This is a genomic window from Thalassospira profundimaris (genome assembly GCF_003326755.1).
In the GTDB taxonomy this organism is placed as follows: domain Bacteria; phylum Pseudomonadota; class Alphaproteobacteria; order Rhodospirillales; family Thalassospiraceae; genus Thalassospira; species Thalassospira profundimaris_B.
The window spans coordinates 1-15,782 of record NZ_JPWH01000032.1; the positions used below are offsets into that span (position 1 = coordinate 1).

The 15,782-nt window shown below is 53.8% G+C and carries 14 protein-coding genes and 1 riboswitch; of the genes, 5 read left to right on the plus strand and 9 right to left on the minus strand.

Features of this window, described 5'->3' with window-relative positions; translation table 11 throughout:
* Positions 1-170: 170 nt before the first annotated feature.
* The 3 genes from folE to metZ form a co-directional block, all read right to left on the minus strand.
* Complete coding sequence (folE, locus tag TH25_RS22345) at positions 171-761, minus strand: GTP cyclohydrolase I FolE (protein WP_114090475.1); 591 nt, start codon at positions 759-761, stop codon at positions 171-173.
* A gap of 72 nt (positions 762-833) precedes the next feature.
* Entirely contained in the window at positions 834-1,226 is a 393-nt protein-coding gene (apaG, locus tag TH25_RS22350) for a Co2+/Mg2+ efflux protein ApaG (protein ID WP_114090476.1), read from the minus strand.
* Between the two features lie 192 nt (positions 1,227-1,418).
* The gene (gene metZ / locus TH25_RS22355; RefSeq protein WP_114090477.1) at positions 1,419-2,621 is read right to left on the minus strand and encodes an O-succinylhomoserine sulfhydrylase; all 1,203 of its coding nucleotides are present in this window, start codon (positions 2,619-2,621) and stop codon (positions 1,419-1,421) included.
* A 77-nt stretch (positions 2,622-2,698) separates the two neighbouring features.
* Positions 2,699-2,773: riboswitch (SAM riboswitch) on the minus strand.
* A gap of 360 nt (positions 2,774-3,133) precedes the next feature.
* Here metZ and TH25_RS22360 point away from each other — a divergent pair.
* From TH25_RS22360 to TH25_RS22370, 3 genes are all read left to right on the plus strand, one after another.
* Complete coding sequence (locus TH25_RS22360) at positions 3,134-3,928, plus strand: TVP38/TMEM64 family protein (RefSeq protein ID WP_114090478.1); 795 nt, start codon at positions 3,134-3,136, stop codon at positions 3,926-3,928.
* Positions 3,925-5,352, plus strand: a complete 1,428-nt coding sequence (locus TH25_RS22365; protein ID WP_114090479.1) for a dihydrolipoyl dehydrogenase family protein — start codon at positions 3,925-3,927, stop codon at positions 5,350-5,352. The genes TH25_RS22360 and TH25_RS22365 overlap by 4 nt, the downstream gene beginning before the upstream one ends.
* A 91-nt stretch (positions 5,353-5,443) precedes the next feature.
* The gene (locus tag TH25_RS22370) at positions 5,444-7,033 is read left to right on the plus strand and encodes a sensor histidine kinase (RefSeq protein ID WP_114090480.1); all 1,590 of its coding nucleotides are present in this window, start codon (positions 5,444-5,446) and stop codon (positions 7,031-7,033) included.
* A gap of 372 nt (positions 7,034-7,405) precedes the next feature.
* On the opposite strand, the gene TH25_RS22380 is transcribed toward TH25_RS22370, so the two are convergent.
* Entirely contained in the window at positions 7,406-8,854 is a 1,449-nt protein-coding gene (locus tag TH25_RS22380) for a TrkH family potassium uptake protein (protein WP_114090482.1), read from the minus strand.
* 388 nt (positions 8,855-9,242) lie between these two features.
* On the opposite strand from TH25_RS22380, the gene purU reads away from it, so the two are divergent.
* Entirely contained in the window at positions 9,243-10,109 is an 867-nt protein-coding gene (gene purU / locus TH25_RS22385) for a formyltetrahydrofolate deformylase (RefSeq protein ID WP_114090483.1), read from the plus strand.
* Positions 10,110-10,308: 199 nt separating this feature from the next.
* Complete coding sequence (locus tag TH25_RS22390) at positions 10,309-11,757, plus strand: sensor domain-containing diguanylate cyclase (RefSeq protein ID WP_114090484.1); 1,449 nt, start codon at positions 10,309-10,311, stop codon at positions 11,755-11,757.
* 114 nt (positions 11,758-11,871) lie between these two features.
* On the opposite strand, the gene TH25_RS22395 is transcribed toward TH25_RS22390, so the two are convergent.
* The 5 genes from TH25_RS22395 to TH25_RS22415 form a co-directional block, all read right to left on the minus strand.
* On the minus strand, positions 11,872-12,153 hold the full coding sequence (locus tag TH25_RS22395; RefSeq protein WP_114090485.1) for an XRE family transcriptional regulator: 282 nt from the start codon (positions 12,151-12,153) through the stop codon (positions 11,872-11,874).
* The gene (locus TH25_RS22400; protein WP_114090486.1) at positions 12,153-12,488 is read right to left on the minus strand and encodes a type II toxin-antitoxin system RelE/ParE family toxin; all 336 of its coding nucleotides are present in this window, start codon (positions 12,486-12,488) and stop codon (positions 12,153-12,155) included. Before TH25_RS22400 ends, TH25_RS22395 begins: the two co-directional genes overlap by 1 nt.
* A 177-nt stretch (positions 12,489-12,665) precedes the next feature.
* The gene (locus TH25_RS22405; protein WP_114090487.1) at positions 12,666-13,670 is read right to left on the minus strand and encodes an aspartate-semialdehyde dehydrogenase; all 1,005 of its coding nucleotides are present in this window, start codon (positions 13,668-13,670) and stop codon (positions 12,666-12,668) included.
* Positions 13,671-13,875: 205 nt separating this feature from the next.
* A complete protein-coding gene (locus TH25_RS22410; protein WP_258549276.1) occupies positions 13,876-14,052 on the minus strand; it encodes a DUF3012 domain-containing protein in 177 nt (58 codons plus the stop codon).
* Positions 14,053-14,132: 80 nt separating this feature from the next.
* Positions 14,133-15,590 (minus strand): TrkH family potassium uptake protein, encoded by a 1,458-nt coding sequence (locus TH25_RS22415; RefSeq protein WP_258549277.1) that lies wholly within the window; start codon positions 15,588-15,590, stop codon positions 14,133-14,135.
* Between the last annotated feature and the right edge of the window lie 192 nt (positions 15,591-15,782).

Genomic DNA, 15,782 nt, shown 5'->3' on the forward strand with positions numbered 1-15,782 from the left:
TGCAAAATAGCCAAATCGAAAAGTGAGGCGACCTTATCGGACATCGATTGGCACCGTCAGCCAGTACCATGTCAGAGCAGGAGGACCATCCTCTGACGAAATGGGAATATGACGCAAAAGGGCCGCATCAACGCGATGCGGCCCGCGAAAAACATTTCCCTGACAGAAATTTATTTACCGATCATGGAGAAAAATTCACGACGCGTATCAGGGTCATCCCGGAAAGAACCAAGCATACGGCTTGTGACCATCGAGACACCGGTTTTGTGAACCCCGCGCGTGCTCATGCACTGGTGATTGGCATCAATAACAACAGCAACACCCAGGGGATCAAGCTCTTCCTGAATGGTGTTGGCGATTTGCGAGGTCATTTTTTCCTGGATTTGCAAACGCTTGGCATAAACCTCGACCACACGGGCCAGTTTGGAAATACCGACAACACGCTTGCGCGGCAGATAGGCAACATGGGCAACCCCAATAATCGGCACCATGTGATGTTCGCAATAGGATTCAACGCGAATGTCGCGCAACAGGACAATTTCGTCATAGCCGTCGGTTTCTTCAAAGGTACGGCGTAATATTTCCGCCGGATCCTGCTGATAACCGGCAAAAAACTCGCCATAAGAGCGTACAACACGATCAGGCGTTCCCAGCAAACCTTCACGCTCCGGGTCATCTCCCGCCCAGCGCAGCAATGTCCTTACCGCTTCTTCAGCCTCTTCACGGCTGGGGCGGTTCACTGCCGTTTCCTCATTGCACATATTTGTTCCTCTTTATCTGTCCTGAACGGTTCTTTGCACCTGACCCTGGCAAAGGTTCCCTGTCTTTTTCAATCAGTTCAATGTCACGCTACTGTGCGGACTATCAAGTGAGAAAGCCGGAATTTCAATGTTAAACTGGTTTCCATCGCCGTCCTCCATCACATAATGCCCCACCATAAAACCACCTGGCGTCGAGAGCGGCGCACCGCTGGTATATTTGAAACTTTCCCCCGCCTCGATCACCGGCTGTTCGCCCACGACACCCTCACCATCGACGATTTGGGTCGTCCCGCGTGAATCGGTAATTTTCCAGTGTCGGCGCAGCAATTTTACCGCACGACTTCCCAAATTCTCGATCAGAACACGATAGGCCCAGACAAAACGATGCCGATCCGGGTCTGACTGTTCATCAAGAAAGCTCGGTGTCACCGACACTCTGATGTTATGTGTTACAGCCTTGTACATTCAGAACTCCAGACCGGATCACCCCGCAAAACGGATAATCCGGTTTTCCATTTTTCAGCATTTAGACAGTCACGGTTCAAATCGCTACCTTTCTAAACGCAAAGCGTCCAATATTTGTGCCATAAATCCTTAAAAAAGAAACGGCCCGCACATGGCGGGCCGAATGGATACCCTGTCAGGTTGTGCAATAGACTATACGTTCAACGCCGCGAACAGATCTTCTTTCAGATCATCAATATCTTCCAGCCCGACAGAAAGACGCAACATGCCCTCGGTAATGCCCATTGTCACCTTGTCTTCGGCCGGAACACGCTGGTGCGTTGTCGTCCAGGGATGGGTGGCAAGGCTTTTGGCATCGCCAAGATTGTTGGAAATATCAATAAGCTGAAGATTGTCGAGCAATGAAAAGGCAGCCGCTTTACCCCCGGCCAGTTCCAGTGCGATCAACCCGCCGCCACGTCCCGACATCTGCTTCATCGCCAGTTCATGCTGCGGATGGCTGGCAAGACCCGGATAGATCACATTGGAAATCTGCGGCTGTTCGGACAGGAAATTTGCCAGTTCTGTCGCATTGCGAATATGGGCATCCACGCGCAGGCTCAGGGTTTCAAGTCCCTTCAGCAAGGTCCAGGCATTAAACGGGCTCATGCTCGGCCCGGTATGACGCAAAAACTGGGTTAAATGGTTATCGTGCCATTCCTTGTCGTTAAACAGGATCGCCCCGCCCAGACACCGGCCCTGACCATCGATATGCTTGGTCGCCGAATAGACAACCACATCGGCACCGAGCTCAAACGGATGCTGCAAAATCGGTGTTGCAAAAACGTTATCGACAACAACCCTGGCACCGGCCTTGTGGGCCAGTTCGGAAACAAAGGCAATGTCGATCACTTCCAGTGTCGGATTGGACGGGGTTTCAAGAAAAACCGCATCGGCCGGTTTGGACAGCGCCTTTTCCCAGGCAGCATGGTCCGTGCCATCAACCAGTTCGGTTTCAACGCCAAAACGCGGCAACAGGGTGGTGAGAATAAATTCGCAAGAGCCAAAAAGGGCGCGTGAGCCCACAACACGCCCGCCTGCCTTGGTGCAGGCGGCCAGCGCATTCCAGACCGCCGACATGCCCGATGCGGTGGCGCGACAATGTTCTGCCCCTTCGAGCAGGGCAAGGCGTTCCTCGAACATGGCAACGGTGGGGTTGGCAAAACGCGAATAGACAAAACGTTCCGGCCCACTGCCATCAAACGAGGCTTCCGCCTCGGCAGCACTGTCATAGACATAGCCGGAATTCATGAAAATGGCTTCGGACGTTTCGTTAAAACCGCTGCGTTTGGTGCCACCGCGCACGGAACGGGTGGCAGGGCGCCATGTATCGGAAGCCTTTTTGTCGGTCGTCATCGTCTTGCTCCTGTGCCCGGCTGCGTTGCGTAAACCGGGCATAAAAAAACCCGACCGGCACATGATCAGGTCAGGGGGGCGATGCCATCCTGTCCTCTTTAGCGGTTTTTAACGTGGCCGCAAGCCGGTCAACAAATCCCACGCGCAGGCAGACTACGCCCGACACTTGCCAACGTCAAGACATCGGCAGGCGGAAAACCGCCCCAAAATACCCTTTGTTCGTTCAAGATCCTTTTTTTAAAGAACATTTTTATGGCATCGCGCCTGCCCGTAATGGCCGGGTCGACCAAGGGCCAAAACGCGATAATCCCCCTTCCATGCCCGAACAAAACCGCAAGTTTTCTTCACGCAATGGTGAAAGCAGTTCATGTGCCAAAGGGCAAATAAGGTTCTATTGTCAGAAAGATACGTGAGATGTTGTGAGACGGCTTTGCAACACACATCCTCAATATTGACGGCACATATCACCCCTGCCGAACGTTACATAATCAGAACCACCAACGAGCGCCTTGATGACAGCCAGTAACCGGCCCTTTTCAAACCGCACACCGCACAAAGGACGCCCTGCGGACACAGCGGAACGCGGATCATCGCGTTTTGCGCTGCACCGTCTGGTTCCGATCGGGGTTTTGATTGCCGGTCTGGTCATAGCCTATTGCCTGGGGGCAACCGATTTTCTGTCTTTTAAAACCCTGCATGTTCATCGCGACGAACTGGAAGGCCTGGTGGCGCAAAACCCGGTTTTAAGCGTTGCGGTCTTTATGCTGATTTATATTGTTGTTGTTGCCCTGTCGCTGCCTGCCGGGTCGATCCTGACAATTGTAGGCGGTTTTCTGTTCGGAGTGACAGCCGGCACCCTTTATGTTGTCACGGCCGCAACCCTTGGCGCGTTGATCGTTTATCTGGCCGCGCGATATGCGTTTTATGACTATATGCGCGCCAAAGCGGGAAATGCCCTTCGCAAAATGCAGGATGGCTTTGCCGAGGATGCCCTGTCCTATCTGATGGTGTTGCGCCTGGTCCCGCTTTTTCCGTTTTGGCTGGTTAATCTGGTCCCTGCTTTGCTGGGTGTAAAAATTCGCGCCTTTTTACTAGGCACGCTGATTGGCATTATCCCCGGTACATTTGTGTATGTGTCGATTGGCGATGGTTTGGGCGCGCTATTTGACCAGGGCAAAACACCGGATTTTGGCATTATCTTTGATCCGCGCATTTTAACCCCGATCATCGGGCTGGCGATATTGGCCCTGATCCCGGTTGCTTATAAAAAATACCGCAAACACAAGGCCGGAAGCCCGACATCATGACCAGCCATATTGACACCGACATTTGCATTATTGGTGGCGGATCGGCCGGGTTGTCTGTCGCGGCGGGGGCGGTGCAGATGGGCGCGCGCGTGGTTCTGGTTGAAAAGGGCCGCATGGGCGGCGACTGTCTTAATACCGGCTGTGTGCCCTCCAAGGCCTTGCTGGCCGCGGCACATCATGCCCATGCCATCACCCGCAGCCCCGAATTTGGCCTGCATACCAGCCCGCCCGACATTGATTTTGCCGCTGTGATGGCGCATGTGCGCGATGTGATTGCCGGTATTGCGCCCCATGACTCCGTCGAACGGTTTGAACGGCTGGGCTGCACCGTCATCAACGATCAGGCGCGCTTTACCGGCCCCAAAACTCTTGTTGCCGGGGGCACAACCGTGCGGGCGAAACGTTTTGTCATTGCCACAGGGTCACACGCCGCTATCCCGCCCATACCGGGGCTTCTGGATGTGCCGTTTCTGACCAATGAAACCATTTTTGACAATAATACCCGCCCCCGACACCTGATTATTGTCGGCGGCGGGCCGATTGGCATCGAAATGGCACAGGCCCATAAAAGACTGGGTGCCCGTGTGACCGTGACCGAACAGGGCCGGATCCTGCCCAAAGATGACCCGGAACTGGTGGCGATCGCCCGCCAGACGCTGGAAAATGAGGGCGTCAGCCTGTATGAAAACGCAATGGCAAAGCAGGTGGTGCGACATGGTACGGATTACCGCCTGACCATGATGCACAAGGGCGCGGAACTGACCCTTGAAGGCAGCCACCTGCTGATTGCCACCGGCCGCCACGCCAATATCGAGGATTTGGGCCTGGACGAGGCCGGGGTGGCGTGTCGCAATGGGGCAATACAGGTAGATGCCCGCCTGCGCACCAGCAACAAGCGCATTTTTGCCATTGGCGATGTCACGGGCGGCCTGCAATTTACCCATATGGCGTCCTATGATGCGGGCATTGTCATCCGCAATGCCCTGTTTCGCCTGCCTGCCAAAGTCAATTACCGCGCCGTACCGTGGGTGACATATATGGACCCGGAAATTGCCCAGGTCGGCCTGAACGAGGATGCCGCACGCAAAGCGCATGGCAATTGCATTCGCACCGCAAGCTGGCATTACGCGGACAATGACCGTGCCCGGACCGAACGGCGCACCGACGGACTGATCAAAATCGTCACCACCTCGTCCGGGCGCATTCTGGGGGCTGGCATTGCCGGGCCACAGGCAGGCGAACTGATTGGCCTGTGGTCGCTGGCGATTGACCGGAAACTGAAAATTGGTGCCGTGGCGGGCCATATTGCGCCCTACCCCACGCTGGGCGAAATTTCCAAGCGGGTGGCCGGGGCCTGGTACACGCCCAGCCTTTTTAGCAAAAAAACCCGTAAAATTGTGCGGTTCTTGCTGGCTTTGGGATAAACTGACAATTCCCGGTTTGCACCGGCAAACACGAACATGCAGCATGGTACGGCACATCGCGCCCCCACCGCCCACAACATGAAGCCGCCCTATGGACAGACCACATCTTCGTCTCCCCCCCTGGACCAAGTCGCTTTCGGCCCGGTTGCTGTTTTTGACGGTCGGTTTTGTGATGCTGGCCGAAATCTTCGTTTTTGCCCCGTCAGTCGCGCGCTTTCGTATTGACTGGCTGCGCGCCCATCTTGATTCGGCCTATCTGGCCGCCCTGGCGCTGGAAGCCACCCCCGACCTGATGGTGTCAAAGGACCTGGCCCGCGAATTACTGTCCAATGCCGGTGTCGAGGCGGTTGTCCTGCGTCGCGATGACCGCAAATTGCTGCTGCAACGTGACGATATGCCCGAAAAAGTCGATCACAATGTCGATCTCGGGCAGTTTTCCTTCGCCTCAGCCATCTCGGAAGCATTTGAAACCCTGATCCAGCCCAAAGACCGCATGTTGCGCGTGATGGGCATGCCGTCAATGGCACCGAATTTCAAAATTGAAATTCTGGTCCATGAAAGCAAACTGGCCCACGAAATGTACGAATTTGGCTGGCGGGTGCTGGGGCTGTCACTGGTGATTTCGTTTTGCACCGCTGCCCTGGTTTATTTTGCCCTGAACCTGTTGCTGGTCCGGCCCATGCGGCGCTTTACCCGTGAAATGATCCGGTTTCGCCGCAACCCGCAGGATAACGCCAACATCATCGTGCCCGACCAGCGCGAGGACGAAATCGGCATCGCCCAGCAGGAACTGGCCAATATGCAGCATGACTTGCAGGCCATGCTCAATCAGCGTCGCCGTCTTGCCGCCCTCGGCACGGCCGCGACCAAAATCAGCCATGATTTGCGCAATGCCCTTGCCACCTCGATGCTGATGACCGAACGCCTTGCCAGCAGCGAGGACAAAGAGGTCCGCGCCGTACTGCCACGCCTGCTCGCATCAATGGAGCGTGCGGTTTACATCAGCGAACAAACCCTGTCCTATGCCCGTGAAGCCCCGCCGGTACTTGATATTGCGCGTTTTACCCTGCGCGAACTGTTTGAAGAATGTAGCGAAACCATTCTGGAACAGATTGCCACCGAAAATCCTCCCCACCTTGAGGAGTCCGATCTCGCTGCCCGGCCCGTTGCCATGCCGGATTCTTCACGACACACACGTGATGTCACCCTTGATATTGCCGACGAACTGGTGATCGAGGCCGACTATGACCAGCTTTTGCGGGTTTTTGGCAACCTGGTCCGCAACGCGTTCGAGGCAGGGGCCAGCCATGTGACGGTACAGGCAACCCGTTGCGACAGTGGAGAACTGACACATAGTGCGGATATGGCCGGACCGCTTGATCTGGCAACACCATCCGCAGGCAACGATGACCTGGACGATATGTTGCCGCACCAACACCGTCAGACCATTCAGATTCTGATCACCGATAACGGACCCGGCCTGCCGGAAAAAACCATCAAGAACCTGTTTGTCCCCTTTGCCGGCACCGCACGCCAGGGCGGTACCGGGCTTGGCCTTGCCATTGCCCGCGAATTGATGATGGCACATGGCGGCACGCTTCGCCTGCGCGCCTCCGGACCGGACGGAACAACCTTTGCCGCGATCCTGCCGGTCAATGCCGCCATCGCCCATCCGGAATGACAGTCGCAGAGTTATAGTTTCTACCTATCAAAAATAACATTTTATTCGATTTAACCAACAGAAGCGCCTTTGGCATAGTTGTTTTCAGGCGATGCCGGGCTTTATCCCGAACCCCGATCCGCTCCTGACCCTGGGCCTGGTGTCGCCTTTTCTTCTTTTCGGACTTGCGAAAGACAAATCCGGTACTATTTCGAGAAAACAGGCCGCCACACAAAGTGGTCATGCCAATACAAAAAACCACAAAATCCTTATACCAGCCCCCCAACTGGTAACGGTATCTGTCCACTCCCTTGCAGATACCCCGTAAAACCCCGTCCTCCCCCGACGGGGTTTTATTTTTCAAATATAGCAATATGATTTCACTATTTGAAATCAGTCACGCCAGAATTGGGGCGAGAGCAGGATCAGCACGGTGAAGACCTCCAGCCGGCCGATCAGCATCCCAATCGCCATCATCCATTTTGCCCCGTCGGGCAAGGTGGCAAAATTACCCGACGGCCCCACAATCGGGCCAAGCCCCGGCCCGACATTGGCAATCGCGGTACCCGCGCTGGAAATGGCGGTAATGAAATCCAGCCCCATCGCCCCCAGGGCGGCGGCCAGCACCACAAAGCAGAACACAAACAAAAAGAAAAAGCTGAGAACCGATTCCGTCACATCCTCGGTCAGGGGCTTGCGGTTATAATAGGCAATGAAAACGCCATGCGGGCGCAGCATATGGTTCAGCTGGATTTTGGCAATTTCATAGAGCACCTGAAGACGGAAGATTTTCACCCCGCAGGTCGTGGACCCCGCACAACCGCCAATAAACATGACAAAAAAGAACACCGCCACCGCAAAAGCCCCCCACAAACCATAGTCGGTGGTGGCATAGCCCGTGCCGGTCATAACGGAAATGATATTAAAAGAGGCAAAGCGCAAAGCGGTCAGAAAGCTGACATCGTTCACCTCGCTATGCCACAGGGCAACACTAAGAATAATGGTAAGTGCAATGGTGACAAACCAGCGCACCTGGGAATCGCGAAACAGGACAAAGGGCTGGCCGCGCAGGCTTTGCAAATACAGCAAAAACGGCAAGGCACCGGTTGTCATACCAAGTGTGATGATCACGTCAATCAGCGGATTGTCGTAATACCCGATCGAGGCATCACGGGTGGAAAACCCGCCGGTGGCAATCGTTGTCATGGCGTGTGCGATCGCATCAAAGCCCGACATGCCCGCCCACCACAGCAAAAACGACCAGATAATGGTAAAAACGACATACAGGGTAAAAATGCCCATCGCAATTTGCGTCGCCCGGGGAAAGGCCTTGTCGGATTTATCGGAATTTTCCATGCGGAAAAGCTGCATCCCGCCCACGCGCAGCATCGGCATGACGGCAATCGCCATCACGATAATCCCGATCCCGCCCAGCCATTGCAGCAACGCCCGCCACAGCAAAATGCCCGGCGGGGCCGTATCCAGGCCCACCATCACCGTAGAGCCGGTGGTCGATATGCCCGACATCGCCTCGAAAAACGCGTCGGTATAGCTCATATTCAGGTTGGAAAAGGCAAAAGGCAGGGCGGAAACCGCTGTGAGCACCAGCCAGCTTGCGGTCGTCAGGATAAAGGCCTGGCGCGAGGTCATACGCAGGGTGTCGGTCCGGTTCATCATCACCAGGGCACCGCCAATAAACAGCGAAACCGCCGAGGCCGCCGAAAATACCAGCCAGTCCGGATGGCCGTAATACAGGTCCACCAGCCCCGGTACGATCATGCCAATGGCAAGGGTGCCGAGCAAAATGCCAATGATGAAAAGGATTGGTCGAAAATCGATCAATGAATAGCCCCGTCTTCCCCTGTCGGTAACTGACCGTCCTGCATGTGGTCTACGCCATATCATGGACGCCGTTTAATTGCATCCTGCTTTGATCCGTTGCATCCCAATGCGCCATCCTGAACCGCTTCACAGACAGGGATTCCCTGTGCGAACAACACACAGCACTGTTGGTAGCGGATTTTTGGGGAAAGTGCGGGCAATGTCCAGTTTTCCCGATCCTGTGAGGCCTATGAGGTCGCAAAGTCCGCAATATTACGTATTTTGCATAAAAAGCCCTTTGGTTCACCTGCCAACCCGCACGTTCTGGCAACAAGCGGGTTGGCAGCAGCCCGGCCAGCCTTTATATCGCAAGGTCACGTCACATTCCCAACTGAAAGCCGCAACGGAAATGTCCGAATTATCCAAAACCTTTATCCTGACCATCACCTGCCCGGATACCTTTGGCATTGTCGCAAGTGTCACCAGCTTTCTGGCGGATGAAGGGGCATTTGTGACCAAGCTTGAACAGTTTGGCGACCCGGAAAGCAACCGGTTTTTCATGCGGGTCAAGTTTGATGCCGGGCGCGCATTGCGCACCGAAGCCGAATTTGTCGAAAAATTCACGCCGATTGGCGAACGGTTTTCGATGGACTGGAAACTGCACGACTATTTCCGCAAACCGCGCGTGATTTTGATGGTGTCAAAATTCGGCCATTGCCTGCACGATATTCTGCACCGGGTAGCATCAAACAATTTGGGGATCGACATTCCCGCCGTGGTTTCCAACCACGAAGACATGCGCGGCATTGTCGAATGGAACGGCATTCCCTATTACCACCTGCCGGTTAATCGCGACAACAAAGCCGCCCAGGAAGGCAAACTTCTGGATCTGATTGGCGAACACAAGGCTGATCTGGTCGGGCTTGCGCGCTACATGCAGGTTCTTTCAACCGATCTGTGCCAGGAACTGGAAGGGCGTTGCATCAATATCCACCATTCCTTCCTGCCCAGTTTCAAAGGCGCAAAGCCCTATCACCAGGCGCACAAGCGCGGGGTAAAGCTGATTGGTGGCACGGCACATTATGTGACTGCCGATTTGGATGAAGGCCCGATCATTCATCAGGCTGTCGAACGGGTGGACCACACCATGACCGCCGAAGACATGGTGGAAATCGGTCGCGATATTGAATCGGTCGTGTTTTCCCGCGCCATCCAAATGCACTGCGAACACCGCGTTTTTCGCAATGGCAGCAAGACGGTTATTTTCCGGCGATAGTGAAATTCGTCACAAACACGGCTTAACGTTTAAAAATCCCGGTCATACCTGTATGTGACCGGGTTTTTTCGTGTAAAATATGGGAAAACCTATCATTACAGATAGTAAATGGAGCATGGTGTTACAGGCAATTTTCTCATAGATTGCATATTCACAAATGCAAATATCGCGTCCTTCGTCGGCGCAAGACTGTTTTAAAATGGAATCGAACGTGCCGGGAAAGAAGCTACATTTCGCCCTGATCCTGTGTATCCTGCTGGGAATAGGGTTTCTCACCACCAGCTTTGTCAGCTTTTATGTCGCACGTGATTCCCTGCAGGAACAGATTGCCGAAAGCACATTGCCGCTGACCAGCGACAATATCTATTCCGAAATCCAGCGTGACCTGCTTCAGCCGATTTTCATTTCCTCGCTGATGGCGCATGACACGTTTTTCCGTGACTGGACCCTGAATGGCGAAAAAGACACGCAACAGGTCACACGTTATTTAAGTGAAATCCAGAAACGTTACGGCACGGTGACAGCGTTTTTTGTCTCGGATAAAACCCGGAACTATTACCACACGGACGGGATTATCAAGCAGGTTTCGCCCGACGACCCCGATGATTCCTGGTATTTTCATTCCCGGGACATGAAAGAACCCTATGAAATCAATGTAGATCACGACACGGCTGACCGGTCCCGCCTGACGATTTTTGTCAATTACCAGGTTCGCGATTACGAAGGCAAAGTCATTGGCGTAACTGGCGTCGGCCTGGCGGTCAATTCCGTGACCAACCTGATCGAGACCTATCAGAAGCGATATGGCCGCACGATCTATTTTTCCGACCGCCAGGGTAATATTACCCTGCATGGCAGCGATTTTGGCGATGACAAAACCCTTCAGGCGCATGAAAGCATCAGCCCGCTGGCGACCCAGATTCTGACATCTCCCGGAACGTCGCTCAGTTACAATGACGGCAATGAAACCATTTTCGTCAATAGCCGCCTGGTCCCCGAATTCAACTGGTTGCTGCTGGTCGAACAGCACGAACATATCGGCGACCAGCGTATTGAAAATACGCTTCTGATCAATATCGCGATTTCACTGTTCATCACATTACTGGTCGGTTTTACCGCCTATTTCACCATACGCAGCTATCAGAAACGGCTTGAAGAACTGGCATCATTCGACAAGCTGACATCGGCGTGCAACCGCCAGGTTTTTGACCTGGTATTTGAAAAAGTCACCAAGGCCTGCCGACGCCGCAAGGAACCGCTGGCCATGATCTGCCTGGATCTGGACCAGTTCAAGGAAATCAACGACACCTATGGTCATCCCGGCGGGGATACGGCCCTGCGCGAGGTGGCATCCATGATCAGAAGCCAGATTTCCGATGAAGACACGCTCTGCCGTTGGGGCGGGGACGAATTTGTTATCCTGCTGCCGGGCCGCGACCGCAGCAATGCCATGCAAGTCGCCCGGCGCATTGCCGATATGATCCGTCAAAACGGCGTTCGTTTTGGCCGCGAAAACATCTCGCTGACCATCAGCGCCGGTGTCACCGAATATCGCGACAGTGAGATCCTGTCATCGATCATCAACCGGGTGGACCAGGCACTTTACAGTTCCAAAAATGCCGGACGCGACCAGATTTCGCAGGCCTGATACCAGTTTGCGCAGCCATTGTTTCATATTCAGAATTGGCAAACAGCACAGAAATACAGATAGGGCCGCTCCAAAGGAGCGGCCCTATCTGTTGGAAATAAAAAGCAATAAGGATCAAGCCAGCTCAAGCTTGATTTTACGACCAACGGCCTTTGCACCCCGTATAATCGTATCAAGCTGAACCTTGTCGTTAAGGGGATCAAGCAGTCGCTCAAGTTGGGTACGACTGGTCTGCATTCGTTCTGCCATCATCTTTTTGGAAAGATGCTGCTGCTGCATTTCCTGTTGAATCTGCCAAGCAATCACTCTCTTGACAGCAACGGCTTCGACCTCTTCAAGAATCCCCTCCTCGGAAAGGAAATCATCAAAAGAAGATCCAATATGTTCAGCTGCCATCACTGCAACTCCTTTTTGCGATGCTTTGCAAGATCGAGGTCGACCTTCGGCGTTTTTCGGTCTTTTTTGATAAAACCGTGCAACAAAATCATCTGACCATTTATGATACAAAAAATTATTCTGACGATCCGGCCATCCGAGATATTGCTCCGGACCTCCCAAAGACCCTCTCCAAGAGGCTTGCAGGTTGGCATTCCTATCGGCCAGCCAAACTCTACAGTCGCAATATCTGCTCCGACGATTCTTTTGTCCGGAGCACTGTGCTCCTTCAGGAATTCCCGAACAGGCTCAATACCACCTGTCGTTTTGTAGAAAACGGCCCGAATTTTCTTCATATTAACAAATGCACCTTGTGCGGTACAATCTACTCTGATTGACAGAAGTGTCAATAAACTTGTGGCAAACCCGATCTCTCACAGGGTAAGCAATCTGAAATGGCCCCGCCTGATAACGCAGACGGGGCCATTTTTATCAATCATGGATCTGCCCGATAAAAAGCAGAACAATCAGGTTCAGGCAATCGAGGCCTCGGCAATCTGGACGGCATTAAGGGCTGCACCCTTCAGCAACTGATCACCAGCAACAAACAGTTCCAGACCATGATCACCAAAGATCAGGTTGGTGCGGATACGGCCAACTTCGACATCATATTGACGGGTCGCGTTGATCGGCATCGGATATTCCAGCTTTTCAGGATTATCCACCAGCTTCACACCCTTGGCCTTGGCCAGCACATCGCGGGCTTCCTGCGGTGTGACGGCCTTTTCGGTTTCAACCACGATGGATTCCGAATGGGTCCGTTCCGTCGGAATCCGCACGGCAGTACAGGAAACCGGCAGATCCGGCGCCCCAAAGATTTTGCGGGTTTCCCACGTTACCTTCATTTCTTCACGGGTATAACCGTTATCCTGGAAGGTATCGATATGCGGAATAACGTTGAAAGCCAGCGGATGTGCAAATACTTCCGCCTTGATTTCCTCGCCCTTCAGGCCCGATGCCAGGCCTTCGCGCAGTTCGTTCATGCCCGGTTGACCGGCACCTGATGCCGCCTGATAGGTCGATACAAACACCTTTTTCAGACCAAAAGCCTGATGCAGCGGCCACAGGGCGACAGCGGCAATGGCCGTGGTGCAGTTCGGATTGGCAATCAGCTTGGCTTTCTTGGCAAGATCGCCATTGATTTCAGGCACAATCAGCGGCACATCGTCATTCAGACGGAAAGCCGACGAATTGTCGATCACAAGGGCACCCTCGGCAATTTGCGGGGCGTATTCCTTGGCAAAATCGCCAGATACGGCCAGAAACACGATGTCGCATTTCTTGGCATCTTCAACCGAGAACAGGGTCACGGTTTTAGTGCCGTATTTAGTCTCCACGGTTTTTCCTGCCGAACGTTCGGAGGCAAAAAGGGTCAGTTCACCCACAGGAAAATTACGATCAAACATAACATTGATCAGCTCGACGCCAACCGCACCGGTTGCGCCGATCACACCGACATGGAGATTTTCGGCACTCATAATATCTGACTATCCTCGTATATTGTTGTATCGTTTTCGACTGCCGCGATCATTCGCGGGTCGTGCATTATATTGATTTCCCGATATAACGCAAATCAGGCTTCGTGCGGGTTATCCCGCATAATGACAGCATCAAAAACGCACAAGCCCGCCAATTGTTCCCAATCACATGGGGAACATTGCGCAAAAAGGGGGCGTCATGCCCTCAGGACAGGCAATATTTGGCAAAATCGCTGGTCTGATTGGCCGTCCAGTCCGGTTTGGGCGTATGTTGCATGGTATTACACCAGTCCCGGCTGCCGATCTCGGGGGCGCAGGCCACCAGTGTCAGTGTTACCATCATGGCGGCCAGGGCGATCAGGAGTCTTTGCATCCATCCCATCGTGATCCTCCGTTCCGGTTTATTTCACCAGAACGATAAAATACCGATGGGGCAAAAACAGGGCAGTGTCCTGGTTGCCTCTAATCGCGCCAAAAAGCAGGCAGCAACAGCACCAGCAGCGTTTCAAATTCCAGCCGCCCCAAGATCATCGCTATATCCAGCACCCATTTGGCGGAATCGGGCAGACTTTGGAAATTGCCTGCCGGGCCGATGATCGGCCCCATACCCGGCCCCACATTGGCAAGGGCGGTTGCCGCCGCACTCATGGCGGTAATCAAATCCAGACCGGCAAGACCCAGCGCCACAGTGACCCCGATATAACTGATGGAGAGCAGAAAAACGAAAACCGTGACCGCATTATAGATGTCGCTGGTGATTTCATTGCGGTCAATATAACTGACAACCACGGCACTGGGGCTGCGCAAACGCAGAAAATGGGCGCGCAGGCCGCTAAACACCACATAAAGGCGGAACATTTTAAACCCGCCCGCCGTCGAGCCCGAACAACCGCCCACAAAGGTGGCAAAGAAAAACAGCATGACGGCCACCGGCCCCCATTGCAAATAATCGCCCGAGGCAAAGCCGGTGGTGGTAATGACCGACACCAGGTTAAACGATGCCAGGGTAAAGCTGGCCCACAATCCATCGTCAGAGATTTGCATCAGACGGACTGTGAGAAGGGCGATGAAAAAGCCCGATACCAGCAACAAAAGCCGGATTTGCTGGTTATCAAACAAAGCACGGATGCTGCGTTTGCGCACCATGACCGCATAGGCGGTAAAGGGAAGCCCGCCAGCAAACATGAACACCGTTCCCACCCAGTGCAAAGGCCAATTTCCGGCAAATTTGCCAAAGGACTGATCAGTCGTGGAATAACCGCCGGTCGCCAGTGTCGTCATGGCGTGATTGACGGCCTCAAACCAGGTCATGCCAAAAACACGGTACAAAACCATGCAGGTTAACGACAGCACGGCATAAATCACCACGATTTGCAGGCACATATCGCGCATGCGCGGGCTGAGTTTTTCCGACCTATCGGAACTTTCCATTTGAAAAAGCTGCATGCCGCCAACCCGCATCATGGGTAACAGGGCAAGGGCGGTAACGATAATGCCAATCCCGCCCAGCCATTGCATGATGGAACGCCACAAAAGCAGGCCCGGCGGCATCCGGTCCAGCCCGGAAAGCACCGTGGAGCCCGTTGTGGTCAGCCCGGAAATGGTTTCAAACACCGCATCGCAAAAACTGATGTCGAGCGAGGAAAACCACAGCGGCAAGGCCCCGGTAACACTCACGGCAATCCAGGAAAAGCCCGTTAAAACATAACCCTGCCGGGCGGTCACGCGCGGGCCAATATCGGAGCGGCAGGCGAGGCAGGTCATGCCGCCCACACCAATGCTGGTAAAGGATGCCTGGGTAAAAATCAGCCAGTCCGGATTGCCAAAATACAGATCAACACTTGCCGGAATCAGCATGGCTGCACCGATGATGATCACCATCAGCCCAACAACAAAGAAAATCGGTTGCAGTCGTAACAAGGCAGCATCCATGCAAGTTCGTACAATCGGCATTTACCATGCCGCGGCTTTGGCCCGGGAGAGGATTTGATATACCCGTTATCGCGCGGGCGACGCCTGCATGGCCCTATTTTCTGCCACGCCCTTTTCCCCGATCCTTCTTTTATCCTATGCTCTATAACCGCAAATAGCCTTGTGTGCATCCCGTTATCG

What these genes read in the sequence shown, in the direction of transcription:
- TH25_RS22370 (WP_114090480.1), top strand. Translation starts at nt 5,444, where the DNA reads ATGGACAGACCACATCTTCGTCTCCCCCCCTGGACCAAGTCGCTTTCG.
- TH25_RS22395 (WP_114090485.1), bottom strand. Translation starts at nt 12,153, where the DNA reads ATGGCAGCTGAACATATTGGATCTTCTTTTGATGATTTCCTTTCCGAG.
- TH25_RS22410 (WP_258549276.1), bottom strand. Translation starts at nt 14,052, where the DNA reads ATGGGATGGATGCAAAGACTCCTGATCGCCCTGGCCGCCATGATGGTA.
- TH25_RS22400 (WP_114090486.1), bottom strand. Translation starts at nt 12,488, where the DNA reads ATGAAGAAAATTCGGGCCGTTTTCTACAAAACGACAGGTGGTATTGAG.
- TH25_RS22405 (WP_114090487.1), bottom strand. Translation starts at nt 13,670, where the DNA reads ATGAGTGCCGAAAATCTCCATGTCGGTGTGATCGGCGCAACCGGTGCG.
- metZ (WP_114090477.1), bottom strand. Translation starts at nt 2,621, where the DNA reads ATGACGACCGACAAAAAGGCTTCCGATACATGGCGCCCTGCCACCCGT.
- TH25_RS22360 (WP_114090478.1), top strand. Translation starts at nt 3,134, where the DNA reads ATGACAGCCAGTAACCGGCCCTTTTCAAACCGCACACCGCACAAAGGA.
- TH25_RS22390 (WP_114090484.1), top strand. Translation starts at nt 10,309, where the DNA reads ATGGAATCGAACGTGCCGGGAAAGAAGCTACATTTCGCCCTGATCCTG.
- apaG (WP_114090476.1), bottom strand. Translation starts at nt 1,226, where the DNA reads ATGTACAAGGCTGTAACACATAACATCAGAGTGTCGGTGACACCGAGC.
- purU (WP_114090483.1), top strand. Translation starts at nt 9,243, where the DNA reads ATGTCCGAATTATCCAAAACCTTTATCCTGACCATCACCTGCCCGGAT.
- folE (WP_114090475.1), bottom strand. Translation starts at nt 761, where the DNA reads ATGTGCAATGAGGAAACGGCAGTGAACCGCCCCAGCCGTGAAGAGGCT.
- TH25_RS22365 (WP_114090479.1), top strand. Translation starts at nt 3,925, where the DNA reads ATGACCAGCCATATTGACACCGACATTTGCATTATTGGTGGCGGATCG.